The sequence below is a fragment of the [Erwinia] mediterraneensis genome, assembly GCF_900604315.1.
GTDB classification, from domain to species: domain Bacteria; phylum Pseudomonadota; class Gammaproteobacteria; order Enterobacterales; family Enterobacteriaceae; genus Pantoea; species Pantoea mediterraneensis_A.
On the sequence record NZ_LR026978.1, the window covers coordinates 1,222,397 to 1,248,505 of the forward strand.

Consider the following 26,109-nt stretch of genomic DNA (forward strand, 5'->3'; position numbering starts at 1 on the left):
TGATGAGGAAAATTTGCGTTATGTTCACCCTCCTCTGTGACGCAAAAAAAAGCCGGGAAACACCCGGCCTCAGTAAAACAGGTTGCGTCAGTCGACCAGCAGTCGCAGCATGCGGCGCAGCGGTTCAGCCGCACCCCATAACAGCTGGTCGCCCACGGTAAAGGCGGAGAGATACTCTGGTCCCATGTTCAGCTTACGCAGTCGTCCTACCGGCGTGGTCAGCGTACCCGTGACTGCCGCAGGCGTCAGTTCGCGCATCGTCAGCTCACGGTCATTGGGCACCACTTTCACCCACGGGTTATGGGACGCCAGCATCTGCTCAATCTCGGCCAGCGGCACATCTTTTTTCAGCTTCAGAGTAAAAGCCTGGCTATGGCAGCGCAGCGCGCCTACGCGCACGCAAAGGCCATCAACCGGAATGGTCTGTTGGGTGGCGAGGATTTTGTTGGTCTCCGCCTGCCCTTTCCACTCTTCGCGGCTCTGTCCGTTCTCGAGTTGCTTATCGATCCAGGGGATCAGGCTGCCCGCCAGCGGCACACCAAAGTTATCAACTGGCAACGTGCCGGAGCGCGTCAGGTCGGTGACGTTACGCTCAATATCCAGAATAGCGGAGGCAGGATCCTGCAGTGCCTGCGCCACCTGACCGTGCAGCAGCCCCATTTGCGTCAGCAGTTCACGCATATGGCGGGCACCGCCGCCAGAAGCTGCCTGGTAGGTCGCCACCGAAGCCCACTCCACCAGATCCTGCGCAAACAGGCCGCCCAGCGACATCAGCATCAGGCTGACGGTACAGTTACCGCCAACAAAGGTTTTGACGCCGTTTTCCAGACCGCGACGGATCACCTGATGGTTAACCGGGTCGAGAACAATAATGGCATCATCCTGCATGCGCAGCGTCGAGGCCGCATCAATCCAGTAGCCCTGCCAGCCGCTGGCACGCAGCTTCGGATAAACTTCGCTGGTATAATCGCCGCCCTGGCAGGTAATGATGATATCCAGCGCTTTCAGTGCCTCGATATCCCAGGCATCCTGGAGCGTACTTTTTTTGCCGCCAAACTCAGGCGCAGCCTGACCATGCTGAGAAGTAGAGAAGAAGACCGGATTGATCAGGTCGAAATCACGCTCTTCACTCATGCGGGACATCAGCACGGAACCCACCATGCCGCGCCAGCCAATTAAACCTGTATTTTTCATTTGTTGTCCGCTTCAGATGGCCCCACAGACGCACCTGACTAAAATGTCAAAACCCGTAACAGCCCAGGCCATTACCCGGAGATCTACAATACGATTTACTAATGGTCATTAACTCTACAAAATGCAGCCCGTCTGGCAAGTGAATTAATTCGATTACCCAAACTTTTTCAGCAGCGCAACTAATAACGCGCACCCGACCACAGGGAAAAGGTAAAATAAATGACTGAAATGATTTCTGCGACCATCTTACTGCTGCTGATCATGGATCCGCTGGGCAATCTGCCGATATTTATGTCGGTGTTGAAGCATCTGGAGCCGAAACGGCGACGCAAGGTGCTGATACGCGAAATGTTGATTGCGCTGGTGCTGATGCTGCTGTTCTTGTTTGCTGGCGAACGCATCCTGAGTTTCCTTAACCTGCGCGCGGAGACTGTCTCTATTTCCGGCGGTGTGATTCTGTTTCTTATCGCCATCAAAATGATTTTTCCTTCCCCCGAGAGCAACAGCAGCGGTCTGCCGGTGGGTGAAGAGCCGTTTCTGGTGCCGCTGGCAATTCCTCTGGTGGCCGGACCCTCACTGCTGGCGACGCTGATGCTGCTTTCCCACCAGTATCCCCATCAGATGAGCCATCTGGTGGGGGCGTTGCTGCTGGCCTGGGGGGCGACGGTGGTGATTCTGCTGCTCTCCGGCCTGTTTTTACGCCTGCTGGGCGATAAAGGCGTCAACGCGCTGGAGCGGCTGATGGGGTTAATCCTGATTATGCTGGCAACGCAGATGTTCCTGGACGGCATCCGCGCTTATCTACAATTGTGATATCGCCGGTCAGATACGCTTGCGTACTGGGCTCACGCATGGTTACGCACAGGGAACTGCGAATGCATCGGCTGATAATATAAATAGTTGGTCAGATCATTCCTGTGCCTGCATGTTGTGCCAGGCAGGCGAAGACAGCAGCGCGACCTGCTGTCTGGCGGAGAAGGTCTGGTGCGGGTTCAGGTGTATTATTCAATGCTCTGAATCCGGCCAGAAGATTGAAATAGACCATTCGCTGCTTACCACCACTGACCGTTTTCAGAGCATTAAAATGAACTATTCTTGAACCAATTTTTGTTGACTACTGTCTAATATATATCTCACTTTTGCCGCAGAATTAAACAGCTCAGGATACAGAGAAACCAGTTTATTTATGTAATTTTCATTTATAGTCCCGTGCAATTTTTTGCGCAATCCTTCCTTAACCTTACTGGCGAAATGGGCAATAATAAATTTTTCACCGCCTTCGACTTGATTATGTAAATTATGGAAAACAGAAAAATAGCTTTTTATATTCTCTTCAGTTATCTCGTGGAAATTTAATTTCAATTCATACTTCCAGAAAAGCTCTTTTTTACTCTCGACAGGGCCGCCTTCCAGTTCATCATTCATGGGCTCATCTATTAATGCATCTCTCATCCGGTTAAAAACCTTACAATTATCTTTATTAAAATCATTTACACTCACCCTTGTCTTTATATAAAAATTCTCAGCTACATAATATAGTGTTGTGTTTTTCAAAATATCAAGGGTGAAGTCGGTCACCTCTGTAAAAGCAAATAACTTATCCAGGTGTGTTTTACGTACAAACTTACAATTTCCCGCACACTTTTCACGGTTGTCTTTTTCAGGCCCGTGTTTTTCACGCACGTGTTTTTCACGCTCATATTTTTGACGTTCGTAATCTCCATGCAACTTTTCTAAACTGGCAAGATCACCATAAATTTTTTTACAAGTCTGTGAGAAGTGTGCGTAATCTCTAACGTCTTTAATATTTTCCGCGATTTTCTTTATAATTTCTGGCGGCAGATGTTCAATACGTACTGCAGGAGTTTTTTTAATAATTTTACCACTAAAAAAATCTTTAAATCTTTTCAGGAACCCAGGTTGCTGCGTTGTATTTTTTGCGTTAAAAATGAAGGATTTTTTAAATTTTCTGCATTTTTTTCCCGTTTTCTTACTGGGTTTTATATTACCCGGTTCTGGTGTTACGGAAGAGGTGTCAACCCTCATCTTCGGCCTCTCACTATCCATAAAAAGAAAAAACAACATAAATTTATATTTTTTTCTTTAAAAAACTTCTGGAATTCGCCTTTCCAGAAAGAGGTTTAAAAATAGACATTAAAAAAAAGACGTTAAGATAGCGGAGAAAGCACATGCCCTGCTCCGCTAAACTCTGATCCACTGCGAATAATTATTGTTGCAGCGCTCTGGCCGGGTTATAACCAGCGCACTGATGAACGCTTATTGAGCCTTGCCTTTTTGCTTAAGATAATCCGACAGAAAATTTTGCGCATCGCCCTCGGCTGACAGATATTCGCTGTAACGGACCGGATGATTGCTGTCCTCATCCGGAAGATAGAGCTCGCCATAATTATATTTATCCAGAATCAACACGGTAAAGGGTTTGCCCTCCAGCGTAATGCTATAATCCGTGCGCCCGTTTTTCTTTTCAACATTCATCACCTGGATTTTCTTATTCCATTCATGATCAACATTGGTGATCTGCACCAGGGCTTTATGTTCGCTCAGCTTTCCGTAGCGCAGCGTCCAGACCTGAATGCCGTCGTTGCTTTCCCATGCTTTAACATTTTCTGCAACTTCCGGACGCGTGGTTTCTGCAGAGAAACCGGTCAGGGAAATGAAAAACAGAAAAGTAGAAATAACCATTTTTTTTAACATGATGTCATCCTTTTCAAAAAGAAGGGTTCTCCCGATGAAGACAGACTGTCCAGCCTGCCGCCTGCGCTAAAATAGCATAAATTATCGTGATAAACAGCCCGCAGGGAAATAAAGCGCCACAAAAGATATTACACAAATTTAATATCATATTTAATTTAATTATTATTGGGATTATCTTTAGTAAGTTATTTATTATAAAACTTAAATTAAGTCCGAAGCTCCAGACGGTTAGCAACTTGAAGGAAGTAAAAATCCGCCTTCATAGAAGGCGGCTTTGATTTCACCCCATAGGGGTGTACCAAAAACCTTAAAAAGCAGTCTCTGCCTGTTCCGTAAGATTCAAATCCAGAGACGATAAGGCAGAGCCAAAACGTATTGATGACCACGCCCGCAGGACGTGGTTTTAAGCTGGCAATAAAAAGCCGCCGGATAGCAGGCGGCTCGCAAACTATTTTCTACTTTCTCTGAGGCGAATCGCGCCCCCGACATCCTTCCCTGATGATCAATGAGATATCTATTGCCGTTCGCTATCGTTATCCTTTATTGATAGTGTCCTGGATAGCGGTAATTGTGGCGGCAACAACCTCATCCAGCGAATGATCAATGTCCACCACCAGGACATCATCTTCCTCGTTGCCAGGCTCTTCCAGCGTAGCGAACTGCGTCACCAGCATCTGTGGTTTGAAGAAATGACCTTTGCGTGCCTTAAGACGCGCTTCAATGGTGGCAAAATCACCTTTCAGATAGATGAACTTCAGGTTGCTGTTGCCCTTACGCAGCAGGTCGCGATAGCTTTTTTTCAGCGCTGAGCAGACCACAATAGAGACCGCCTGGGTACGCTGCATCGCAAAAGCCGCATCATTCAGGGCCTGCAGCCAGGGTTGACGATCGTTATCATCCAGCGGATGCCCTTCAGCCATTTTCATGATGTTCGCGCGTGGATGCAGAAAATCGCCGTCAAGAAAGGCGGTGTTCAGTTCACAGGCTACGCGATTGGCCACGGCAGACTTACCGCTGCCAGAAACGCCCATCAGGATAAAAACGTGATGCGACGGGGATTGCGTTGTCATTTTTTTCGCTCCGGCAGATGAATGAGCCCAGTGTTACGGATAACAGTTACCAGTAACATTGTCGGGACCGCGCTATCGCCTGGCAACCTTTTTACCGGGAAAAGCATCAAAGTGTGAACTGACTCAAATAATCGTCTGCATCAGATGCTGTCCCCTTCTGCAATGTCGAACCCGACATCCAGCGCAGCCGTGGCGCTATGGTCGCCGCCAATACGCGCCAGCAGCATCGCGGCAGACTCACGCCCTACGCGCTCGCGCGGTGTCAGAACGGTTGCCAGACGCGGCGTGACCACCTGCGTAATATCATGGCCGTGAAAACCGGCAATGGCTATCTGCTGCGGCACTTTCAGACCCTGACGCTGGCACTCAAACATGGCACCCACAGCCAGGTCATCATTGGTACAAAACAGGCTATCGGTTTCCGGGTAGCGACGCTGCGCTTCACACAACAGCATAGCGCCTGCGCTGAAGGAAGAGGCGTCCTCCATCATCACGCTGCGCGGTTCCAGCCCCGCCTCGCGCATCGCTTTTTCATAACCTTGCTGCTTTTGCAGGGTACGCTCATCCAGACGCGCGCCCAGATAGACAGTATGCCGGTGTCCTTTTTTCAGAATAGCATGGGTCATCTGACGTGCCGCTTCCACATTGTCGAACCCCACCGCCATATCCAGACAGGGCGAAACGCTGTCCATAATTTCAACTACCGGGATGCCCGCCACCTCCAGCATACGTAAGGTTCCCGGCGTATGGGTACGTTCAGTCAGGATCACGCCATCAATATTCCAGCCCAGCAATGAACGCAGCTGGCGCTCCTCTTTTTCCGGGTTGTAACCAAAGTGGGCGACCAGCGTCTGATAACCTGCCTCATCTGTCACCATCTCAATGCCGCGCAGCACGTCGGCAAACACCTGGTTGGTAAGCGAAGGGAGCAGTACGCCGATGGCGCGGCTGGTGGCGTTAGAGAGCATATCGGGAGCGCGATTCGGAATGTAGCCCAGTTCATCAAGAGCTACGGCAATTTTTTCCCGCAGCGCCACAGAGACCTGCCCGGGATTGCGCAGGTAACGACTGACAGTCATTTTTGTGATGCCGACGCGATCGGCAACGTCCTGTAATACCGGTCTTTTTTTCTTCATCGTAATCGCTCAAGGTCAGAGTTACGCTGAGTCTATCATTAAACCGGCATTGACATGTAAACAGGGCGCGCTGAATGCGCGCCCCCTTCACTGATCAGACCGGCGGCAGATCAAACAGCAGAATTTCCGCTGCGCTGTCCGCTTCAATACGCAGCTGAGACTCATCGCGTATCGCCAGTGCGTCGCTGGTTGTCGCCGCCTGGCCGTTCACGCTGACCTCCCCTTTCACGACCTGAATCCAGACCAGGCGGCCTGCCCCGATCGCCACGCTCGCATTATCGCCTGAGTTGAATACCCAGCGCGACAGGGTCATATCCTGAAAGACGCGCAGTGAGCCCTCACGCGCATCCGGCGTCAGGATAAACTGACGGCCCTGGACCTCATCAAAACGCCGCTGATCGTAACGGGGTTCGAGGCCAGCCTGCTGCGGGATGATCCAGATTTGATAAAGATGCAGCGCTTCGCTGTTGCTGGCGTTGTACTCAGAATGACGTACCCCTGTACCGGCACTCATAATCTGAAACTCCCCTGCCGGGATCTGCGCTTTATTGCCCATACTGTCCTGATGCTCCACCGTACCGGCAAGCACATAGGTCAGGATCTCCATATCTTTATGCGGATGCATACCAAAGCCCTGGCCCGGCGCAATGATATCTTCGTTAATCACCCGCAGGGCCGAAAAGCCCATAAAGCTGGCATCGTAATAGCTGGCAAAAGAGAAGGTGTGCCAGCTGTCGAGCCAGCCATGGTTAGCGTGACCACGCTCTTGTGCTTTACGTAAGTAGATCATGTTCAATTCTCCTCAATGTTTTTTATAGTCTGTCCCTGAGACCGTGAGATTGATAGCTGAAAAACTTCACTTCTCTGTTCAAAAAAAATGAAGGTATAAGGCAGGCTTTATCAGGCAGATTAAAACAGGAAAGGCCGCGGTCGCTGGCAAAACGCAGGCAAAAAAAAGCCAGCACCTGGGCTGGCTAAAAAATACTGGAAGCAATGTGAGCAATGTCGTGCTTTCACGGGTTACCTGCAGGCCTACCGGTGAATGCATGACAATAATAATCATTATCATTCGCGTCTGTAAAGGGCTTTTGCGATTAATTTTCATTTCGCTATGGCGTAAATTCCTTGATGTTCAAAGGGATTTGCGCAAGCGCCTCAGCCACTGACGCACGCCAGCTTAATAGCCCGCCGTTAACGCGCCTGGCGAACGCGGATCGGATGCGCCATACAGCGTTCCGTCTGGTGCGATCATAATGCTTTGTGTACTGCCCATTGCGGCCTCGACCTGCACATGCTGGCCGCGGCTCTCCAGCAGACGCAAGGTATCGGGACTAAAGCCTTTTTCCACCCGTAGCTGATCCGGCAACCACTGATGATGGAAGCGTGGCGCGTTGGTGGCTTCCGCCACGTTCATCCCGAAATCGATGCTGTTCACTACCATTTGCAGCACCGTGGTGATAATCCGGCTGCCGCCCGGGCTGCCGGTAACCAGCCAGGCTTTGCCCTCTTTTACCACAATGGTGGGCGACATCGAGGAGAGCGGTCGTTTTGCCGGCTGAATGGCGTTAGCGTCGCCGCCTACCAGACCATAAACATTGGGGGTGCCCGGTTTGGCGGAGAAGTCATCCATCTGGTTGTTCATCAGAATGCCGCTGTTGCCCGCAACAATGCCGCTGCCGAAGTTGGTATTCAGGGTATAAGTGACGGCCACCGCGTTACCCCGCTGATCCACCACCGAAAAATGGGTGGTCTGGTTACTTTCATAGGGTGCCAGGTTGCCGGGTTTGATCGCCGAAGAGGGACGCGCTTGCTGCAGATCGATCTGCTGCGCCAGCGATTTGGCGTAGGCTTTGCTGGTCAGCGCCTGCCAGGGCACTTTCACGAAGTCAGGATCGCCAAGATATTCCGAGCGGTCGGCATAAGCATACTTCTCCGCCTCGGCCATCACCTGTATCGCATCCGCGCTGCCGAAGCCCATTTTTGCCAGGTCGAAATTTTCGAGGATATTCAGGATCTGAACGATATGGATACCGCCAGAGGAAGGCGGAGGCATAGAAAAGAGCTCATAACCGTGATAAGTGCCGCTGACCGGCTGACGCTCCACGGCACGATAGGCCGTCAGATCCGCTTTGCTGATCAGTCCGCCATGAGCAGCCATTTCCGCCGCTATCTCATCGGCGATTTTTCCCTGATAAAAGGCAGCGGCCCCCTGCTCAGCAATCAGTTGCAGGCTGCGCGCGAGGTTCTTCTGTACCAGCCGCTCCCCTTTCTGATAGGGCGTGCCGTCCGCCTTAAAGAAAATCGCCTTACTGGCCGGATGGCTGAGCAGCACCTCTTTACCGTAGGTCTTGAGATCGTTCGCCAGCGCATCATTAATGACGAAGCCGTCACGCGCCAGACGAATGGCGGGTTCCAGCAGACGAGCCAGGGGCAGCGTGCCATATTTCTGCACCGCAAGGGCAAAACCGGCGACCGTACCCGGCGTACCGGAGGCGAGATGGGAGGTCAGAGAGAGTTTGCTGTCAGCATTGCCTTGCTTATCGAGAAACATATCACGCGAGGCGCCAGCCGGGGCCATTTCACGGAAATCGATGGTGGTGGTGCGGCCCGCAGCAGTACGCAGCAGCATAAAGCCACCGCCGCCAAGGTTACCCGCCTGCGGATGGGTCACCGCGAGGGCAAATCCCACGGCCACGGCAGCATCCACCGCATTGCCGCCCTGCTTCAGAATATCGACCCCTACACGGGTAGCGAGCGCATCCACCGATGACACCATGCCATGCTGCTCTTTCACCGGATGAAAGGTATCCGCCTCTACGCCGTACGACACCGGCGGCACGCTGGCTGGCGCAGCACTGGCGCCGCCGCACAGGAGACAACCTGTTACCAACAGCCAGCCTAACTGGCACCCTCTGCTTATTATTTTCATGCCCCCACCCTTTGCATTTGTTTACATTTCATATCAGCCTGGCAAGTGTTTACAAATACAGCAAAAAAAGTTGTCTGTAGATTAATTCAACAAATGTCTGGATCACAAAAATGAGAAATTGCATAGACTTAACAAGATGAGCGAGCATCTGGCTCAGATATTTCTGAAGTCAGGCTGTTTCGCCTGAAAATGGAGGAAGTCACATGAAGAGATGGTTGATCGTTCTTGCCGCGCTACTGCCCTTAAGCAGTATGGCGAATATGCTGAACAGCACTAATGATCCGAACCGGCCAGGCTATAACCCCAGCCAGCAGCGGATGCAGACCCAGATGCAAGTCCAGCAGCAGCAACAGAAGCTGAAATTACAGCAGGATCAGCAACTTCAGCGCCAGGACACCCAGCGTAAAATGCAGGAGCAGCGTAACAGTGCGCAACAGCGCATTATCGAGTCCCAGCCCGGTCAGCCTGGCGTGGTTTCTCCCAATACCCGGTAAGCGCCGCTTAATAAAAGTCGGGGCCAATGATGTCGATGCGATCGGTGCAGATGGCATCCACGCCCCAGGCTAACAGCTCGCGCGCCCGTGCCGGGCTGTTCACGGTATAGACCAAAATATGCAGTCCGGCGGCTTTCAGCGCAGCGGTACGTGCCGCATTCAGCACCCGGTGATTCAGGTGAATCGAAACGCAGCCAAGCGCGCCGGTCAGTTCACGCCAGTTTTCCTGCCAGCTATCCAGCAACAGTCCGCGCGGCAGTTCAGGCGCAGCGCTCATTGCCGCCTCCAGCGCCGGGTAAGAGAAAGAGGAGAGCAGCGGCGCGCTCTGGTCCTGCCACAACTCACGCGCTGCCAGCGCCACCCGCTCTCCGGTTAACCTCTCCAGTCCGCGGGTCGGCTTAATCTCAATGTTCGCCATCAGCTGGTGTTGCGCGCAGCGCGCCGCCACGTCACGCAGCAGCGCCAGCGGTTCTCCGTTAAAGGCGGCGCTAAACCAGCCGCCAGCATCCAGCTGCGCCAGCTTTTCCCAGGGCAACTCTCCGGCGTTTCCCCAGCCGTTACTGGTCCGATCCAGGGTGTCATCGTGCAACAGGAAAATTTCATTATCCTGTGAAAGTTTGACATCAAATTCGATCATCCTGTGCCCATAACGCACGCCAGCGTCAATCGCCGCCAGGGTATTTTCCGGTGCCAGTTTGCCGCCGCCGCGATGGGCAACGATATGAGGATAGGACCACTGTGTATTACGCATTACTGATACATTTCGCAGAAGAAAACATCTCAGTGTAATGCATTCCGGGCAGGAAAAAATGACAGAAGAGTGTCAAAGCGTAAAGCCCTGCTGCGGGCAGGCCCGCGCGCAGCAGGAGACAGCAGACGGAACTAAGCGCCCAGGTAGGCGCTGCGTACCGCTTCGTTGGAGAGTAAAGCCTCGCCGGTATCTTCCAGCACCACATGACCGTTCTCCAGCACGTAGCCGCGATCCGCCAGCTTCAGCGCCTGGTTCGCGTTCTGCTCCACGAGGAAAATGGTCATGCCTTCACTGCGCAGCTGCTCGATGGTGTCAAAGATCTGCTGAATGATAATCGGCGCCAGGCCAAGCGAAGGTTCATCCAGCAACAGCAGGCGCGGCTGACTCATCAGGGCACGGCCAATGGCCAGCATCTGCTGTTCGCCGCCCGACATGGTGCCTGCGCGCTGGCTTTTACGCTCGGCCAGACGTGGAAAGAGCGTATACACCCGCTCAATGCGCTGCTGATACGCCTGACGGCTGGCAAAAAAGCCGCCCATCGCCAGGTTCTCTTCTACCGTCATGCGCGCAAAGACGCGTCGTCCTTCCGGCACGATAGCGATAGCTTCACGCATGATGCGCGCCGTCTGCCAGTCGGTGATCTCTTTGCCATCAAAGGTAATGGATCCCTGCGAAGCACGCGGCTCGCCGCACAGGGTTCCCAGCAGCGTGGTTTTACCCGCGCCGTTAGCCCCGATCAGCGTAACAATTTCGCCCTGGCTGATGTGCAGGCTGACGTTGTGCAGTGCCTGGATTTTCCCGTAGTGGGCGCTCACATTATTCAGGGTTAACATCGGGTTTGCCATTTTACGCCTCTCCCAAATAAGCACGGATCACATCCGGATTATGACGAATCTCTTCCGGTGTGCCGTTAGCCAGCGGCGTGCCCTGGTTTACCACATAAATCCGATCGGAAATGCCCATCACCAGCTTCATATCATGTTCAATTAACAGTACCGACACCTTGTGTTCCGTACGCAGTTCCGCAATCAGCTCATCCAGCTCATGAGTTTCACGCGGGTTCAGACCGGCGGCCGGTTCATCCAGCATCAGGATTTCCGGACGCGTAACCATGCAGCGCGCAATCTCCAGCCGCCGCTGCTGACCGTAGGCGAGATTGCCCGCCTGACGGTTTGCCAGATCGAGCAAGCCGACGCGCTTCAGCCAGGTCGCGCCCCGCTCCAGCGCCTCACTCTCGCTTTTGCGAAACGCGGGCGTTTTCAGCAGGCCTGAGAAGAGGCCGCTTTTCAGGTGTTGATGCTGCGCGACCAGCAGGTTCTCAATCACCGTCATTTCCCGGAACAGGCGGACATGCTGAAAGGTGCGCACAATACCCATACGGGCGATCTGCTGCCCGGGCAGCCCTTCCAGATGACGATCGCGCAGTTTGATGGTGCCGCCGGTCGGCTTATAGAAACCGGTCAGGCAGTTAAACACCGTGGTTTTGCCGGCGCCGTTCGGCCCGATCAGCGAAACGATCTCTTGCGGTCGCAGCTCCAGCGCCACGTTATTCACCGCCAGCAGGCCGCCGAAGCGCATCATCAGGCCTTCAACGGCTAATAAAGGCTGACTCATACCTGCTCTCCTTGTTGACCCGGCTTCAGTTTCATCTGGGGACGCTTCATCGGCAGCAGCCCCTGTGGCCGCCAGATCATCATCAGCACCATTAAGCCCCCCAGCACCAGCATGCTGTATTCGTTCAGGTCGCGCATCAGTTCACGGGAGACCACCAGCAGAATAGCGGCGAGGATCACCGCAAACTGCGAGCCCATGCCGCCCAGCACCACGATCGCCAGCACAAAGGCGGATTCCACAAAGGTAAAGGATTCCGGGCTGACAAAGCCCTGGCGCGCGGCGAACAAACTGCCCGCGAAACCGGCAAACGCGGCGCTGATGGTAAAGGCGGTCAGCTTGATACGCGTCGGGCTCAGGCCCAGAGAGCGACAGGCGATCTCATCTTCACGCAGCGCTTCCCAGGCGCGGCCCAGCGGCATACGCAGCAGGCGGTTAATCACAAACAGCGTCAGCACCACCAGCAGCAGCGCCACCATGTAGAGGAAAATGATGCGATCGCTGGGGTCATACTTCAGACCAAAAAAGTTATGGAAGGTATCCCAGCCGCCATCGCGCACGCTGCGGTTGAACTCCAGACCAAACAGGGTCGGTTTGGGAATCTGGCTGATGCCGTTCGGGCCGCCGGTCAGTTCAGTGTTGTTCAGCAGCAGAATACGCACGATCTCGCCAAAGCCCAGCGTCACAATCGCCAGATAGTCGCCGCGCAAGCGTAGTACCGGGAAGCCGAGCAACAGGCCAAACAGCGCCGCCATCAGCCCCGCCAGCGGCAGGCACTGCCAGAAGCCGAGACCATAGTAGTGATTCAGCAGGGCAAAGGTATAGGCGCCGATGGCATAAAAGCCGCTGTAACCCAGCACCAGCAACCCGGAAAGCCCCACCACCACATTCAGGCCGAGGCCGAGCATCACGTAGATCAGCGTCAGCGTGGCGATATCCACGGTGCCGCGCGTGACCAGAAACGGCCAGGCCACCGCTGCTACCACCAGCAGCAGCATAAACAGCTTCTGCTTTGGCGTAGAGCCATCAATCCCCGGCAACACCAGTGAGGGGCCAGAGAATGACTTCATGCTTTTCTGCCAGAAGGGGCGCAGCAGCTGGAATAAAAACACTACCGCACAGCCAACGGCAATCCAGTTCCAGCGTACGCTGCCCGCGTTGTTCACAACCAGATGCGTACCGTCCAGCTCAAGGCGCATGCCCATAAAAAAGGTGGCCAGCACCAGCAGCATCAGAGAAGAGAAGACAGCATTAACCAGGGACGATTTCATACTTTTTCCACCTCCGGACGGCCCAGGATCCCGGTAGGCATAACCAGCAGCACCACAATAAGCAGAGCAAAAGAGACCACATCTTTATATTCGGTACTGAGATAGGCGGAGGTCAGCGCCTCGGCGATACCCAGCACCAGTCCGCCGATCATCGCGCCAGGGATACTGCCGATGCCGCCAAGAACCGCTGCGGTAAAGGCTTTCATCCCCGCCATAAAGCCGATAAAGGGACTGATAACGCCATAGAACTGTCCCAGCAGCACGCCCGCGACCGCTGCCATCGCCGCGCCGATAACAAAGGTCAGGGAGATCACCCGGTCGGTGTTGATGCCGAGCAGGCTGGCCATTTTCAAATCTTCGGCACAGGCGCGACAGGCGCGTCCCATACGGGAATAACGAATAAACAGTGTCAGCGCCAGCATGGCGAGGAAGGTCACAACCCAAATCACAATCTGCATGGCGGAAAGCGTGGCGGCAAAGCCGTTGCTTTCACCCAGCGTCCACTGGCCGCTGATCAGGCTCGGCAGCGCCAGATCGCGCGAGCCCTGCGTCAGGCTGACGTAGTTTTGCAGGAAAATTGACATCCCGATGGCGGAGATCAGCGCAATCAGACGCTTAGACGAGCGCACCGGCTTATAGGCGACACGTTCGATACTCCAGCCGTAGGCGCTGGCAATAACCATCGCCATCACAAAGGCCGCGCCGATCAGCAACCAGCCCGCGTCGATGCCCATCATCATCAGGGCCGCAATCACAATAAAGGAGACATAGCTACCGATCATGTAAACCTCGCCATGGGCGAAGTTAATCATGCCGATAATGCCGTAAACCATGGTGTAACCGATGGCGATCAGTGCATAGGTGCTCCCCAGCGTAACGCCGTTGAACATCTGCTGCAGGAAATAGAGAAACTGCTCGGACATAAATGAGGGCCTGATCAGGTGCTGAATAACTCCCCTTCCTGAACGGAAGGGGATCTGTCGGTAATTCCGTTGCGCTTATTTCACGGCCGTAGACGATCCGTCTTTATGCCACGTGAAGACACCAAACTCGAAACCTTTCAGGTCACCCTTCTCATCCCAGCTCAGGTCGCCCATAACGGTCGGCACCGGCGCGCCGCTTCTCAGGTTTTTAGCGATCTCTTCAGGCTCGTCGCTCTTGCTGCGCTCCATGCCGGTCACCAGTGACTGCAGTGCGGCATAGGTCGTCCAGACGAACGGCCCGGTCGGATCTTTGCGGTTAGCTGCCGTGTTGGTTTTAATCGCATCCACAATTGCCTTGTTCGCTGGCAACTGATCGTAGCGTTTCGGCAGTGTCACCAGCATGCCTTCTGAAGCGTCACCGGCGATGTTTGACAGGGAAGCGTTACCCACGCCTTCCGGCCCCATAAAGCCCGCTTTCATCCCCGCCGCGCGTGCCTGGCGCAGGATCTGTCCCATTTCCGGGTAGTAGCCGCCAAAGTAGACAAAATCGACGTTTTCTTTCTTCAGACGCGCCACCAGGGTGGAGAAGTCTTTATCGCCCGCGGTAACGCCTTCAAACAGCACCACATTAGCGCCCGCTTTTTTCAGGCTGTCCTGCACTGAACGTGCCAGGCCTTCGCCATACTGCTGCTTGTCATGTACCACGGCAATGCGCTGCGGTTTGACTTCGTCGAGAATATATTTCGCCGCTGTCGGACCCTGGTCGGAATCCAGACCGGTGGTGCGCATAATCAGCTCATAACCGCGTGCGGTAAGTTCCGGCGCCGTCGCGGCCGGGGTGATCATCAGCACGCCTTCATCGCTGTAGATGTCAGACGCGGGCTGGGTTGAGGAAGAGCACAGATGGCCGATAACATATTTAATGCCGTCGTTAATCACCTTGTTGGCCACGGCGACCGCTTGTTTCGGGTCGCAGGCGTCGTCATATTCCACGCCAACCAGTTTGTTGCCGTTAACGCCGCCCTTCGCATTAATGTCCTTAATCGCCTGCGCCGCACCGGTGAACTGCATATCACCGTACTGCGCAACCGGGCCGGTAACCGCACCGACAATGGCGACTTTGATATCTTCTGCCAGCGCAACATGGCTCATCGCCAGGGCAATACAACCCGCCAGTAAGGCGCGACCTTTACTCATTTTCATCCGAACTTCCCCATCGTTGTGTCTGTTGTGGTGTGTTGTGCGTTTATTTTCTGCCAGATCATGAGCGAAAAACGATTTCACAATAACGAGTTAGCGCTCTTCACTGGCATTTATTAATGATAAGGCTATATTTTTCAGGTTATTAAACAGGAATTTTCTTCTGTAAATCAACTGACATATTAAGTAAATAGTAGGCCGCGCAGCATAATTCTCTGGCAGCAAACCGAGGTATTTTGGCATTTATCCAGCGCGTTATGCTGGATTTTCAGTCAGCCAGCGCGGCTTTCACCAGCATAAGACGCCCGCGACTGGTGTTTCCCCTGTTTTACCTGGCAAAAGCATCCGCGCTCTGGTGGTATGAATTCGCTACAATGTCCTTTTGTACTGGTACAGGTGTCTGAGATGAAACTTACCATTGTGCGCGTGCAGCAGATGAGCGCGCAGGATCGTATCGATTTGGCGAAAATCTGGTCTGAACAGGCGCTGGCAACGCTGACGCAACAGCTTGATGAAAACCACCGTCTTTATGCGGCGCGTTTTAACGATCGCCTGCTGGCCGCCTTGCAGCTTGAGATCAGGGGAACCCAGGGTAAGATCCAGGCGCTACAGGTGCGTGATGCGACGCGGCGACGTGGGGTTGGGAAATATCTGCTTGAGGAGACAATGGCGCAAAATCCGTCGCTGGCGCACTGGTGGGTGGCGGATGATGGCAGTGCCGATCAGGGCGTGCGCGCGGCCTTTATGCAGGCCTGCGGTTTTCACGCCCAGAGCGACGGCTGGGTCAGATAGCGGACAGTAAAAATCCGCCTTCATAGAAGGCGGCTTTGATTGCACCCCATAGGGGTGTACCAAAAACCTTAAAAAGCAGTCTCTGCCTGTTCCGTAAGATTCAAATCCAGAGAGGATAAGGCAGAGCCAAAACGTATTGATGACCACGCCCGCAGGACGTGGTTTTAAGCTGGCAATAAAAAAGGGCGACCTGAGGTCGCCCTTTCCACACGCGTTACTGTTATGCTTCAATCGCCATGCGCAGTTTTTTCATGGCGTTCTTTTCCAGCTGCCGGACGCGTTCGGCAGAGACGCCATAACGGTCGGCCAGCTCCTGCAACGTGGTTTTGTTCTCTTCGTCGAGCCAGCGTGCGCGGATAATATGCTGGCTGCGCTCATCCAGGCCCTGCATCGCATCACTGAGTTTATCCGCCGCATGGGCGTCCCAGTTATCTTCTTCGATACCGTCTGCGAAGTCGGAATTTTTATCCTGCAGATAGAGCACCGGCGCCATGGCTTTGCCTTCGCTGCTGTCATCATCTGATGACATATCAAAGGTCATGTCCTGCGCTGCCATACGCGATTCCATTTCACGCACATCTTTGCTGCTCACGCCCAGCTCACGCGCCACCATCTCGACTTCATCCTGATTAAACCAGCCCAGACGCTGCTTGGTTTTTCGCAGATTAAAGAACAGCTTGCGCTGCGCTTTTGTGGTCGCAACCTTCACGATACGCCAGTTACGCAGAACGTATTCGTGAATTTCAGCTTTAATCCAGTGTACGGCGAAAGAAACCAGACGTACCCCAACCTCAGGATTGAAGCGACGCACCGCCTTCATCAGGCCGATGTTGCCTTCCTGAATCAGGTCTGCCTGCGGCAGGCCGTAACCGGAATAATTACGAGCGATATGAACAACAAAGCGCAGGTGAGACAGGATCAGCGTCTTAGCTGCATCCAGATCGCCCTGGTAATGCAGCCGTTCAGCCAGCGCTTTTTCCTCTTCTGCCGACAGCATCGGCCAGACGTTGGCGGCCCGAATATAAGATTCCAGGTTGCCGAGAGGAGCAATAGCTAAGGTTTGCATTTCTTTGGTCATTCAAATCCTCACATCTTTTATGGAGTTGCCGTACAGATCCCTGAGCAAGCGTTACATTATGTCAACGCTGCGCAAAAATCGAAAGCAATCTGTGCTGCTCAGACGACAAAGTTATCCACAAGTTCAATTATAGCAGTGAATATTTTACACACAGAGGGACAAAAAGAGAATCAGGCAGGGGCTTCCTCTGCGTCCTTATCGTCAGCGTTGTCGGCAGCAGAGGAATATTATAACAAAAAAATGTTGCTCCAGGTTACTGGGGCGTAAAACGACGTAAATGTTGTGCCGTCGCCAGCCAGGCCGCTATCCAGCCGATCATCGCCGCAATCAACAGCAGCAGCAGTCCTTCATCCCAGGAGAAGCCCTCCAGCGCAAAAGTGGTACCAAACACCGTCGCGACCTGCGCCACCACGCTCTGCAGACGCAAGACCAGCACTTCAGACAGGATCAGCGACAGAAGCGCACCGCTCAGGCCCAGCAGCGCACCGCCGTAGAGGAAAGGCCGCAGAATAAAGCCGTCGGTTGCGCCAATCAGTTTCTGCACGTTGATGGTATCGCGCCGGGCAAAGATGCTGAGACGCACGCTGTTGCCAATCACCAGGAAGACCGCCACCACCATCAGAATGCCGATCATCGCCGCCACCTGCCCCACCAGACCGGTCAGCGCCGCCAGACGGGCAAACCAGCTGTCATCCATGCGCACTTCATCCACCCCTTCCACCTGGGCCACCCGATCGCGCAGGCTGTTCAGGGTATCGGAACGCTGGAAAGTGAGTTTCGGCGTAATGATCGCTACCGCGGGCAGCGGATTCTGCTCCAGCATATCCATCGCCCCGCCAAAGCCGGACCAGTTACGGAACTCGCTGAGCGCCTCTTCGCGCGTCAGATAGTTCACCTTATCCACGCCATCCAGCTGCTTCAGCTGCGTCGCGACGTTTTCCGCCGCGTTGTCATCCAGAGTTTTTGCCAGATAAACGGTGAGCTGCGGCGCCGGATACCACTGGCTGGCCGCCTGGCTGACGTTTTTCCACACCATATAGCAGACGCTGGGCAGGGTCAGCGAGATGGCAATCACCATCACGGTAAGCAGGGTCGCCAGCGGCTGACGCCACATATCCGATAAGGTGCCGCGTAAGGCGTAGCGCCATTGTTCCTGCCAGCCGCCTTTCAGCGCCTTGCTTTTTGCGGGCTGCTTCGTGTTTTTTGGCAGCGCGGTACGTTTGTTGCGTTTATTGACCATCGTGGCCTCCGTGCAGACGTCCCTGGTTAAGCGTCATCACCCGATAGCTGCGGCGCGTAATCAGCCCGATATCGTGGGTCGCCATCATCACCGTTACGCCCACGCGATTAAACTCTTCAAACAGACGCAGAATATCTTCGGATAATGCATTGTCGAGGTTACCGGTGGGCTCATCCGCCAGCAGCACCGATGGCTTATTCACCACCGCACGCGCGATGCCGACACGCTGCTGCTCGCCGCCAGAAAGTTGAATCGGATAGCTTTTCGCTTTATCGAGCAGGCCCACTTTATCCAGCGCGGCTGACACGCGGCGACGGATATCTTCGCCGCTGGCGCCGGAGATAATCAACGGGATCGCCACGTTGTCGTAGACCGAACGATCCATCAACAGGTGATGATCCTGGAAGATCATGCCAATCTGTCGACGCAGAAAAGGCACTTCGCTGTTACGCAACCGGGTGATGTCGTGACCGCCGAACCAGATCTGGCCGGCGCTGGGGCGTTCGATACCACAAATCAACTTCAGCAAGGTGCTTTTCCCTGCGCCGGAATGGCCGGTCAGGAACGCCATTTCGCCGGGGCGCAGATGAAAATCGACTCCCTGCAACGCCTGACGTCCACCGAGATAAGCCTTACTGACCTCTTCAAAGCGAATCATCCAAATTAGTCCTCTCGGGCAAACAGTGCCTCAATAAAATCTTCGGCCTTAAAGGGCCGTAAATCTTCGATGCCTTCCCCGACACCGATATAGCGAATCGGAATGCCAAACTGATCGGCTACCGAGAAAATCACGCCGCCTTTCGCCGTGCCGTCCAGTTTGGTCAGCGTAATACCGGTAAGGCCAACCGCTTCATGGAACAATTTGGTCTGGCTGATGGCGTTCTGTCCGGTGCTGGCATCGATGGTCAGCATCACTTCGTGCGGCGCATCTTCGTCCAGCTTCTTCATCACGCGGGTGATTTTCTTCAGCTCTTCCATCAGGTGCGATTTATTCTGCAGACGACCGGCGGTATCCGCAATCAACACGTCCACATTACGCGCTTTGGCCGCCTGAATAGCATCAAAGATCACCGAGGCGGAGTCAGCACCGGTATGCTGGGCGATCACCGGAATCGCGTTACGCTCGCCCCACACCTGCAACTGTTCAACCGCAGCGGCACGGAAAGTATCGCCCGCGGCCAGCATCACCGTTTTGCCCTGCGCCTGGTACTGACGCGCCAGCTTACCGATAGTGGTGGTTTTACCGACGCCGTTGACGCCGACCATCAGAATCACAAACGGCGTTTTTCCGGCAACCTCAAGCGGCGCATCCACTTTATGCAGAATGTCGGCCATCTCGGTTTTCAGCAGGCCATAGAGCGCTTCGGCATCGCGCAACTGTTTGCGACTCGCCTGCTGAGTCAGGCTGTTAATAATGCGCCGCGTGGTTTCTACGCCAACGTCGGCGATCAGCAGCTGCTCTTCCAGCTCTTCAAACAGCTCGTCATCGATTTTTTTGCCGCGGAACAGGCTGATAAAGCCCGATCCCAGGTTTTGACGCGTTTTTACCAGGCTGCGTTTCAGACGGGCAAAGAAGCCCTCTTTCGTCGGACGCTCCTGCTCCTGCGCCAGAATGGGCGCAGCAGCAAGAGGCAGATCGCTGACGGTGTCGGCTGGCGCGCTCTGTTCCTCTTCCGGCGCGGGTTCCGCCAGCGCCAGCGCTTCCAGCTCTTCGTCGGTGAGTGGCGCTTCCGCCTCTTCTTCCGCGATCTCTTCCGCCTGCGGTTCTTCCTCAACAGGCGAGATCTCAGGATGAGCGATCTCTTCCGGCAGCACCTCTTCTTCGACGGCAACAATAACGTCCTGCTCTGCCGTCTCTGCTGGTTCTTGCGTCTCTTCCGACTGCTCACGCTGCGCGTGCGCCACCGCTTCGGTGATGGCCACCGTCTCTTCGGCGCGTGCTGCCGCGTCCGCCTGCGGCTCCGCTGCCAGCTCTTCAGGCTGCGCTACGCGCTCTTGCTCTTCTGCGGGCTGCGTTGACTCTTCCTCTTTGCCAAAGCCCAGCCAGGAAAAAAAGCCGCGTTTTTTCTCTTTTGCCATTGTGTGACCGCACTCCTCGATGGCTCAAACCGGGTTGCTCAGAGCGCCCTGGCTGCCAATAAAGTGATTAAATTGAAGGTGAATTCTTTAACTGGCGTGGAATATCCTGATACCACCGCCGTTCAGAAACACGGTCTGCTAGTCTAACACTTTCCAGCCAGCGCACCACAGCACCCTTTTTTAACGTTTCTTCTCGCCTCTGTGCCCGTTAAACTACGCAACAAATTATGACGAGTTGTGAGTAAGATGAATAAAAGACCCCGCAACAATGGCGGTGCCGGGCAGATCCGTATTATTGGCGGACAGTGGCGCGGGCGCAAACTGCCGGTGCCTGACAGCGCTGGTCTGCGCCCGACCACCGATCGGGTGCGCGAAACCCTGTTTAACTGGCTGGCACCGGATATTCAGCAGGCGCGTTGTCTCGATTGCTTTGCCGGTAGCGGCGCGCTGGGAGTGGAGGCGCTGTCGCGCTACGCCGCCTCGGCAACCCTGCTGGAGCTGGAGCGTCCGGTGGCGCAGCAACTGGCGAAAAATCTGCAAACCCTGGGCGCCGCGCAGGGCAAAGTGATTCAGACCAACACTCTGAGCTGGCTGGCGCAGGCGGGTGAGCCTTACGATCTGGTGTTTATCGATCCGCCGTTTCGCAAAGGCTTATTGCAGGAGACGCTGAATCTGCTGGAGCAGAACGGCTGGCTGGCCCCAGAAGCGTTGATTTATGTCGAGAGCGAGGCGGAGCACGGCGCGCTGGAGACCCCTGCTCACTGGCACCTGCACCGCGAGAAAATCGCCGGTCAGGTGGCGTATCGGTTATATCGTCGTCAACAGGAGAAGCATCATGTTGATTAATCTGGGCCGGCTGCTGATGCTGTGCGTCTGGGCCTTTCTGTTACTGAACCTGGTCCAGCCCTTTCCCAAACCGTTGACCTATTTTGTGAACGTCGCGCTGTTTTTTATGCTGATTATGCATGGCCTGCAGCTGGTGCTGCTGCGTGCGACCCAGCCGAAAGATGCGGCAAAACTCAGCCGCATGACGCAGCTGAAAATCTTTGTCTTTGGCGTCTTTGAACTGCTGGCGTGGCAGAAAAAGCACTATCCCAAACAGTAAGGAATAAGCGTAAAGCCCACCGGGCTTTACGCTTACTGCGCAGGCGTGAAACTCACAAAACGCGACCCCTGCACTCTCAGCTCCCCTTTCTCGCCTTTATCCATCTGGTGATAATCGCTGCTGTTCAGCAACAGTTTAAAGTCGCCCGCACCGTTCAGCGGATGGAACCAGGCTTCATAGCGCATCTCTTCGCCAGCAATCACCTCACGCTGACGCGACCGCCGATTCGACACCGGGTATTCGCGTTTGGTTTTGACTTCAACCGGTAGTGTCCGCACAGGCGACGCGTCATTCACGGCCACTTCTCGCCGCTGCCTGATAAACTGACGGGTCGCCAGAATGGCAATAATGGCCAGGACGATAAAAAAGAGTAGCGGTGGCTTGCTCATATTTTCTCTCGTGCTTTGGTTTCACAGTAGCGTGGCGGCAAAGGATACAACCAGAGAAGCCTGATTGTCACACTGACAACCCTTAACCTAAACTGAGATCGACTTTTTGGGATTTTTCGTTGACTGGCGGACAATTTGTCTGCAAAGGGAGAAAACATGCTTTGGTCTTTCCTGGCGGTACTCTTTTCCGGCTGGCTCTACGTTGATGCCTCCTATCGCGGGCCACAATGGCAGCGCTGGGTCTTTAAACCGGTGACGCTGCTGCTGCTTGTCGCCTGGGCATGGCAGTCGCCGCGGTTTCATGCCACCGATTATCTGATTCTGGCGGGCCTGGTAGCGACGCTGATCGGCGACGCGCTAACGCTGCTGCCGCGCCAGCGCCTGCTCTATGCCCTGGGCGCTTTTTTCCTGTCGCACCTGCTTTATACCATCAGCTTTGCCAGCAACATGACCCTGAGCTTTTTCTGGCCGATTCCGCTGGTATTGCTGCTGGCCGGGGCGGTGGTGATCGCGGCGATCTGGTCCCGCCTGGAAGAGCTGCGCTGGCCGGTCTCCACCTTTATCGGCATGACGCTGGTGATGGTATGGCTGGCGGCGGAGAACTATTTTTTCCGCCCCACCGACTTCAGTTTCTCGCTGCTGGCAGGGGCGGCTCTGTTATTGCTGGCGTATAGCGTCTGGTTTATCACTCATTTTCGCCGTCGCTTCCGCGCCGACAGCGCTGTTGTTGCCGCCAGCTATTTTGCCGGTCACTTTATGATTGTGCGCTCCCTTTGGCTCTATTGATCGCTGCCGCTTGACTCTGGGCTTGACTCCAGAATGCAGGATAATCTGCGGGCAAACCCGCCCGCAGATTATCGGGCGGCTATATGCAGCATCCACAGCAAAAGAAGCCGGGTGAGAATCTCATCATGCTTTATCCGGCGTGGTCAGGTAATTTCCGCTTAATGTCAGCTGGTGCGCCACAGGGATACCGTGATGATAAACAGGAAATTACCCCCGCTTGCTCTGGCAGCGTTGATGCTGTCGCTGGTGGCTTGTGCAGAGACCCCGCCTGATTTGAACTATACCGCGCCCCCTGATCCCTTTGCCCCGCCAGCGACCTGGTCCCACCAAAAGCCGACCTTTGATTTTCCGCCCGTGGAGCCGCGTATTAAAATCGGCACGCAGTGCGACAGCGAATATTGCACGCGCAACGGTGCCATGCCGGATTTGCTGAACCCCCGCCCTGTGCACCGCACCGATCGTCGACGTCAGTCAGATGATTTTTCTACTAATCAGGAAAGCGACAGCGGCCTGTTTATCTCGGGCCACTGGTAAGGTCTGTTACGCCAGGCCCTTTTTAATCAGGTATTTATAAGGAAGCGCGTCGGTCTCCTGCGCCAGCAGCGTATGTTCCATAAAGCGGCAAAAGCCGGGGATATCGCGCGTGGTGGCAGGATCGTCGGCGATAATCAATAAGGTCTCTCCTTCCTGCATCTGCCGCACCGTTTTACGCACCATCATCACGGGTTCCGGGCAGCGTAAGCCCAGGGCATCCAGGGTTTGATCGGGATTAGCGAAACGATCTTGCATGATTTTCTCTGTGTTCTGTGGCAGGCGGCCATTCTAACGCACAGAATCAGCGATGCAAGGCGGTAACGATTGCGTTAAAATTAACCGTTGCATAAAAAGTGTAAAACGGTAATATGCCGCCGCTTTTTCTTTTAAGTTTAACCGCAATGTGCTCCGGCGTGTCAGCGATTCGCGCGCCTGCCGCATGGCAATGGGTTCCCTCACCCCAACATTAAAAAGGCTGATTATGATCGATTTTTCTCCGCGCCAGCGTATGCACGCGCTGTTCTGGCTGTCGCTGTTTCATCTGCTGGTGATCACCTCCAGTAACTATCTGGTGCAGCTGCCCATCTCCATTCTGGGCTTTCATACCACCTGGGGCGCCTTTAGCTTCCCCTTTATCTTTCTGGCCACTGACCTCACGGTACGCATTTTTGGCGCGCCCCTCGCCCGCCGCATTATTCTGGCGGTGATGTTGCCAGCGCTGGTGATCTCTTACGTCATCTCCTGCGTCTTCTATCAGGGGGAGTGGCAGGGCTGGGCTGCGCTGAACAACTTCAATCTGTTTGTGGCGCGTATCGCCTGCGCCAGCTTTATGGCCTATGCACTGGGACAGATCCTTGATGTGCACGTATTTAACCGGCTGCGTCTGCTGCCCCAGTGGTGGATTGCGCCCGCGGCCGCGATGTTCCTCGGCAATATCAGCGACACGCTGGCTTTCTTTTTTATCGCCTTCTATAAAAGCCCGGATCCCTTTATGGCGCAGAACTGGGTCGAGATTGCATTGGTGGATTACAGCTTCAAAGTGCTGATCTGCATGGCGTTCTTTTTACCCGCCTACGGTATGCTGCTGAACGCTGCGCTGAAGCGTCTTGCCGTGCGCTCCCGTCAACGCCAGTTAAATTTCGGTTAACCGGCTCTGGAGCAAAGCCCGGCAGCCCGCTAAGATCTGCTGACAATCCTCAGGTTGCTTTTGCCGCCTGTTTCAGATTGTATGACTGGCTCACTGGAAACAGAAAAAGGGATTCGGATGCGTAATATAGTGAAATATGTCGGTATTGCCTTGCTGGTGCTGGGCGCTGCTGCCTGCGATCAGAAAAAAGAGAATGCGGCACAGGATGATAATGGCGTCAGCGCCAGTCAGTCGGCACAGACCGTGTCGCTGATGGACGGCAAACTGAGCTTCGCGCTGCCTGCCGGTATGTCTGACAAGAGTGGCAAAATCGGCACACAGTCAACCAACATGCATGTCTATGCCGATGAAAGCGGACAGAGCGCCATTATCGTGATTGCCGGTGATACCACCAGTGAAGCGCTGGATGTGCTCGCTCAGCGTCTGGAGCAGCAGCAGCGCAACCGCGACCCGCAGCTGCAGGTCGTGGCGAATAAAGCCGTTACGCTGCAGGATCAGCCTGCACAGCGTCTGGATACGATCATGTCCGCCAATAACCAGAGCGCCTGGTCGTCGGTGATCCTGGCGAAAGTGGAAGGTAAACTGGTTACACTGCAAATCTCGCTGCCTGCTGATAATCAGCAGCAGGCGCAAAAGAAAGCGGATGAGATCGTCAACACCATCACGCTGAAATAACTCCCGCAGGCGGTCTGCGTCGCGCAGACCGCTGTGACCCGACCATGATGTCCGCCAGGGCTGCGCTGTGCTTACAACCCGGCGTGCTCGCGAATATACTGGCGCGCTTTTACCGCATACTCAAAGGGATTGGCCAGCGCCGGATCCTGCTCCGCTTCGACCACCATCCAGCCGCGATAGCCATACTCATCCAGCACTCTGAATACCGGATCAAAGTTGATGACCCCGTCGCCCGGCACGGTAAAGGTGCCTTTTTTCACCCCGTCGAGGAACGACAGTTTTTGCGCCCGCACCTCAGCCACTACCTCGTCACGCACATCTTTCAGATGCACATGGAAAATGCGCGGCAGATGTTTCTGCAGAATCACCAGCATTGCTTCCTGTGAACCTTCGGAATAATAGGCGTGTCCGGTGTCATACAGCAGGCCGACCTGCTCATCCGTCAGCGCCATAAAGCGATCGATCTCTTCGCTGGTCTGAATTCCGGTACCCATATGATGGTGCAGGCAGACGCGCATCCCCTTCTCTGCAGCGATACGCGCCAGCTCGTTATAACCTTCTGCCGTCAGCCGCCACTCTTCGTCGTTAAATACCGGCTTCTCTTCCAGCACCGCCCGCGTTGTACCCTGAATACTTTTGCTCTGTTCAGAACAGCCGATCACCCGCGCGCCCATGGCATGCAGAAAGTTCATATGGTTGATAAAGCCGTCGATGGTTTTGCCTTTTTCGCCGCTGGCAAAAAAGGTGCTGAACCAGGCGTTACAGATTTCGATGCCACGCATCTCCAGCATCGGTTTCAGTACCGCCGGATCACGCGGGTATTTGCTGCCCACCTCGCTGCCGCGAAAACCCGCCAGCGCCATTTCGCTGACGGTCTGCTGAAAGGTGTTTTCGCTGCCCAGCTCAGGCATATCGTCATTGGTCCAGCCGATCGGCGCGATCGCCAGTTTTACGTTGTCTTTGTTCATCGTTTTATCCTGACAGCTCAGA

At 54.6% G+C, this 26,109-nt stretch carries 29 protein-coding genes; 9 read left to right on the forward strand and 20 right to left on the reverse strand.

Going from position 1 to position 26,109, the window contains the following annotated elements:
• Window positions 1–87: 87 nt before the first annotated feature.
• On the reverse strand, window positions 88–1,194 hold the full coding sequence (gene asd / locus E0E17_RS05830; protein WP_130832378.1) for an aspartate-semialdehyde dehydrogenase: 1,107 nt from the start codon (window positions 1,192–1,194) through the stop codon (window positions 88–90).
• Window positions 1,195–1,413: 219 nt separating this feature from the next.
• Here asd and E0E17_RS05835 point away from each other — a divergent pair, with 219 nt between their 5' ends.
• On the forward strand, window positions 1,414–2,007 hold the full coding sequence (locus tag E0E17_RS05835) for a YhgN family NAAT transporter (protein ID WP_130832380.1): 594 nt from the start codon (window positions 1,414–1,416) through the stop codon (window positions 2,005–2,007).
• A gap of 276 nt (window positions 2,008–2,283) precedes the next feature.
• Here the strand turns inward: E0E17_RS05835 and E0E17_RS05840 are convergent, their stop codons facing one another.
• The 6 genes from E0E17_RS05840 to ggt form a co-directional block, all read right to left on the reverse strand.
• The gene (locus E0E17_RS05840) at window positions 2,284–3,240 is read right to left on the reverse strand and encodes an F-box protein (RefSeq protein WP_130832382.1); all 957 of its coding nucleotides are present in this window, start codon (window positions 3,238–3,240) and stop codon (window positions 2,284–2,286) included.
• A gap of 231 nt (window positions 3,241–3,471) precedes the next feature.
• A complete protein-coding gene (locus E0E17_RS05845) occupies window positions 3,472–3,909 on the reverse strand; it encodes a hypothetical protein (protein ID WP_130832384.1) in 438 nt (145 codons plus the stop codon).
• Between the two features lie 533 nt (window positions 3,910–4,442).
• The gene (gntK, locus tag E0E17_RS05850) at window positions 4,443–4,979 is read right to left on the reverse strand and encodes a gluconokinase (protein WP_130832386.1); all 537 of its coding nucleotides are present in this window, start codon (window positions 4,977–4,979) and stop codon (window positions 4,443–4,445) included.
• A 140-nt stretch (window positions 4,980–5,119) separates the two neighbouring features.
• Complete coding sequence (gene gntR, locus E0E17_RS05855; protein WP_130832388.1) at window positions 5,120–6,115, reverse strand: gluconate operon transcriptional repressor GntR; 996 nt, start codon at window positions 6,113–6,115, stop codon at window positions 5,120–5,122.
• A 94-nt stretch (window positions 6,116–6,209) separates the two neighbouring features.
• Complete coding sequence (locus tag E0E17_RS05860) at window positions 6,210–6,905, reverse strand: pirin family protein (protein WP_130832390.1); 696 nt, start codon at window positions 6,903–6,905, stop codon at window positions 6,210–6,212.
• Between the two features lie 387 nt (window positions 6,906–7,292).
• Window positions 7,293–9,044 carry a gamma-glutamyltransferase gene (gene ggt, locus E0E17_RS05865; protein ID WP_130832392.1) on the reverse strand — a complete coding sequence of 584 codons (1,752 nt, stop codon included), beginning with the start codon at window positions 9,042–9,044 and terminating at the stop codon, window positions 7,293–7,295.
• A gap of 203 nt (window positions 9,045–9,247) precedes the next feature.
• Here ggt and E0E17_RS05870 point away from each other — a divergent pair, with 203 nt between their 5' ends.
• Window positions 9,248–9,538 (forward strand): DUF2756 domain-containing protein, encoded by a 291-nt coding sequence (locus tag E0E17_RS05870; RefSeq protein WP_130832394.1) that lies wholly within the window; start codon window positions 9,248–9,250, stop codon window positions 9,536–9,538.
• 7 nt (window positions 9,539–9,545) lie between these two features.
• Here E0E17_RS05870 and ugpQ read toward each other — a convergent pair whose 3' ends face one another.
• The 6 genes from ugpQ to E0E17_RS05900 all read right to left on the reverse strand — a co-directional run bounded on the left by ugpQ (window position 9,546) and on the right by E0E17_RS05900 (window position 15,297).
• Window positions 9,546–10,289: a glycerophosphodiester phosphodiesterase gene (ugpQ, locus tag E0E17_RS05875; RefSeq protein WP_130832396.1), complete on the reverse strand. Its 744-nt coding sequence runs from the start codon at window positions 10,287–10,289 to the stop codon at window positions 9,546–9,548.
• A 131-nt stretch (window positions 10,290–10,420) separates the two neighbouring features.
• Window positions 10,421–11,134, reverse strand: coding sequence for a high-affinity branched-chain amino acid ABC transporter ATP-binding protein LivF (livF, locus tag E0E17_RS05880; protein WP_130832398.1), 714 nt, complete (start codon window positions 11,132–11,134; stop codon window positions 10,421–10,423).
• 1 nt (window position 11,135) lies between these two features.
• Entirely contained in the window at window positions 11,136–11,903 is a 768-nt protein-coding gene (gene livG, locus E0E17_RS05885) for a high-affinity branched-chain amino acid ABC transporter ATP-binding protein LivG (RefSeq protein WP_130832400.1), read from the reverse strand.
• Entirely contained in the window at window positions 11,900–13,171 is a 1,272-nt protein-coding gene (locus E0E17_RS05890; RefSeq protein WP_130832402.1) for a high-affinity branched-chain amino acid ABC transporter permease LivM, read from the reverse strand. The genes livG and E0E17_RS05890 overlap by 4 nt, the downstream gene beginning before the upstream one ends.
• Window positions 13,168–14,094 (reverse strand): high-affinity branched-chain amino acid ABC transporter permease LivH, encoded by a 927-nt coding sequence (gene livH / locus E0E17_RS05895; RefSeq protein ID WP_130832404.1) that lies wholly within the window; start codon window positions 14,092–14,094, stop codon window positions 13,168–13,170. Before livH ends, E0E17_RS05890 begins: the two co-directional genes overlap by 4 nt.
• Before the next feature lie 75 nt (window positions 14,095–14,169).
• Window positions 14,170–15,297, reverse strand: coding sequence for a branched-chain amino acid ABC transporter substrate-binding protein (locus tag E0E17_RS05900; protein WP_130832406.1), 1,128 nt, complete (start codon window positions 15,295–15,297; stop codon window positions 14,170–14,172).
• A gap of 402 nt (window positions 15,298–15,699) precedes the next feature.
• Between E0E17_RS05900 and panM the strand changes: the two genes are divergently transcribed.
• Window positions 15,700–16,086, forward strand: coding sequence for an aspartate 1-decarboxylase autocleavage activator PanM (gene panM, locus E0E17_RS05905; protein ID WP_130832408.1), 387 nt, complete (start codon window positions 15,700–15,702; stop codon window positions 16,084–16,086).
• 220 nt (window positions 16,087–16,306) lie between these two features.
• Here panM and rpoH read toward each other — a convergent pair whose 3' ends face one another.
• The 4 genes from rpoH to ftsY form a co-directional block, all read right to left on the reverse strand.
• Window positions 16,307–17,164, reverse strand: a complete 858-nt coding sequence (rpoH, locus tag E0E17_RS05910; RefSeq protein WP_130832410.1) for an RNA polymerase sigma factor RpoH — start codon at window positions 17,162–17,164, stop codon at window positions 16,307–16,309.
• Window positions 17,165–17,417: 253 nt separating this feature from the next.
• Window positions 17,418–18,404 carry a permease-like cell division protein FtsX gene (ftsX, locus tag E0E17_RS05915; RefSeq protein WP_130832412.1) on the reverse strand — a complete coding sequence of 329 codons (987 nt, stop codon included), beginning with the start codon at window positions 18,402–18,404 and terminating at the stop codon, window positions 17,418–17,420.
• Window positions 18,394–19,062 carry a cell division ATP-binding protein FtsE gene (gene ftsE, locus E0E17_RS05920; RefSeq protein WP_130832414.1) on the reverse strand — a complete coding sequence of 223 codons (669 nt, stop codon included), beginning with the start codon at window positions 19,060–19,062 and terminating at the stop codon, window positions 18,394–18,396. The genes ftsX and ftsE overlap by 11 nt, the downstream gene beginning before the upstream one ends.
• Window positions 19,063–19,067: 5 nt before the next feature.
• A complete protein-coding gene (ftsY, locus tag E0E17_RS05925; RefSeq protein ID WP_130832416.1) occupies window positions 19,068–20,483 on the reverse strand; it encodes a signal recognition particle-docking protein FtsY in 1,416 nt (471 codons plus the stop codon).
• 246 nt (window positions 20,484–20,729) lie between these two features.
• On the opposite strand from ftsY, the gene rsmD reads away from it, so the two are divergent.
• Both rsmD and E0E17_RS05935 read left to right on the forward strand, forming a co-directional pair.
• Window positions 20,730–21,329, forward strand: coding sequence for a 16S rRNA (guanine(966)-N(2))-methyltransferase (rsmD, locus tag E0E17_RS05930; RefSeq protein WP_130832418.1), 600 nt, complete (start codon window positions 20,730–20,732; stop codon window positions 21,327–21,329).
• Window positions 21,319–21,588 (forward strand): DUF1145 family protein, encoded by a 270-nt coding sequence (locus E0E17_RS05935; RefSeq protein WP_130832428.1) that lies wholly within the window; start codon window positions 21,319–21,321, stop codon window positions 21,586–21,588. Before rsmD ends, E0E17_RS05935 begins: the two co-directional genes overlap by 11 nt.
• A gap of 32 nt (window positions 21,589–21,620) precedes the next feature.
• Here the strand turns inward: E0E17_RS05935 and E0E17_RS05940 are convergent, their stop codons facing one another.
• Complete coding sequence (locus tag E0E17_RS05940; protein ID WP_130832430.1) at window positions 21,621–21,977, reverse strand: DUF2500 domain-containing protein; 357 nt, start codon at window positions 21,975–21,977, stop codon at window positions 21,621–21,623.
• A 156-nt stretch (window positions 21,978–22,133) separates the two neighbouring features.
• Here E0E17_RS05940 and E0E17_RS05945 point away from each other — a divergent pair, with 156 nt between their 5' ends.
• Entirely contained in the window at window positions 22,134–22,763 is a 630-nt protein-coding gene (locus E0E17_RS05945; protein WP_130832433.1) for a lysoplasmalogenase, read from the forward strand.
• Window positions 22,764–22,955: 192 nt separating this feature from the next.
• Window positions 22,956–23,297, forward strand: coding sequence for a hypothetical protein (locus tag E0E17_RS05950; RefSeq protein WP_130832436.1), 342 nt, complete (start codon window positions 22,956–22,958; stop codon window positions 23,295–23,297).
• A gap of 6 nt (window positions 23,298–23,303) precedes the next feature.
• Here the strand turns inward: E0E17_RS05950 and tusA are convergent, their stop codons facing one another.
• Window positions 23,304–23,552: a sulfurtransferase TusA gene (gene tusA / locus E0E17_RS05955; RefSeq protein ID WP_130832438.1), complete on the reverse strand. Its 249-nt coding sequence runs from the start codon at window positions 23,550–23,552 to the stop codon at window positions 23,304–23,306.
• Between the two features lie 226 nt (window positions 23,553–23,778).
• Here tusA and E0E17_RS05960 point away from each other — a divergent pair, with 226 nt between their 5' ends.
• Together E0E17_RS05960 and E0E17_RS05965 are read left to right on the forward strand one after the other, a co-directional pair.
• A complete protein-coding gene (locus tag E0E17_RS05960) occupies window positions 23,779–24,444 on the forward strand; it encodes a 7-cyano-7-deazaguanine/7-aminomethyl-7-deazaguanine transporter (RefSeq protein WP_130832440.1) in 666 nt (221 codons plus the stop codon).
• A 117-nt stretch (window positions 24,445–24,561) separates the two neighbouring features.
• Window positions 24,562–25,119, forward strand: coding sequence for a DcrB family lipoprotein (locus E0E17_RS05965; protein ID WP_130832442.1), 558 nt, complete (start codon window positions 24,562–24,564; stop codon window positions 25,117–25,119).
• 71 nt (window positions 25,120–25,190) lie between these two features.
• Here the strand turns inward: E0E17_RS05965 and iolE are convergent, their stop codons facing one another.
• Window positions 25,191–26,087, reverse strand: coding sequence for a myo-inosose-2 dehydratase (gene iolE / locus E0E17_RS05970; RefSeq protein ID WP_130832444.1), 897 nt, complete (start codon window positions 26,085–26,087; stop codon window positions 25,191–25,193).
• Window positions 26,088–26,109 lie beyond the last annotated feature (22 nt).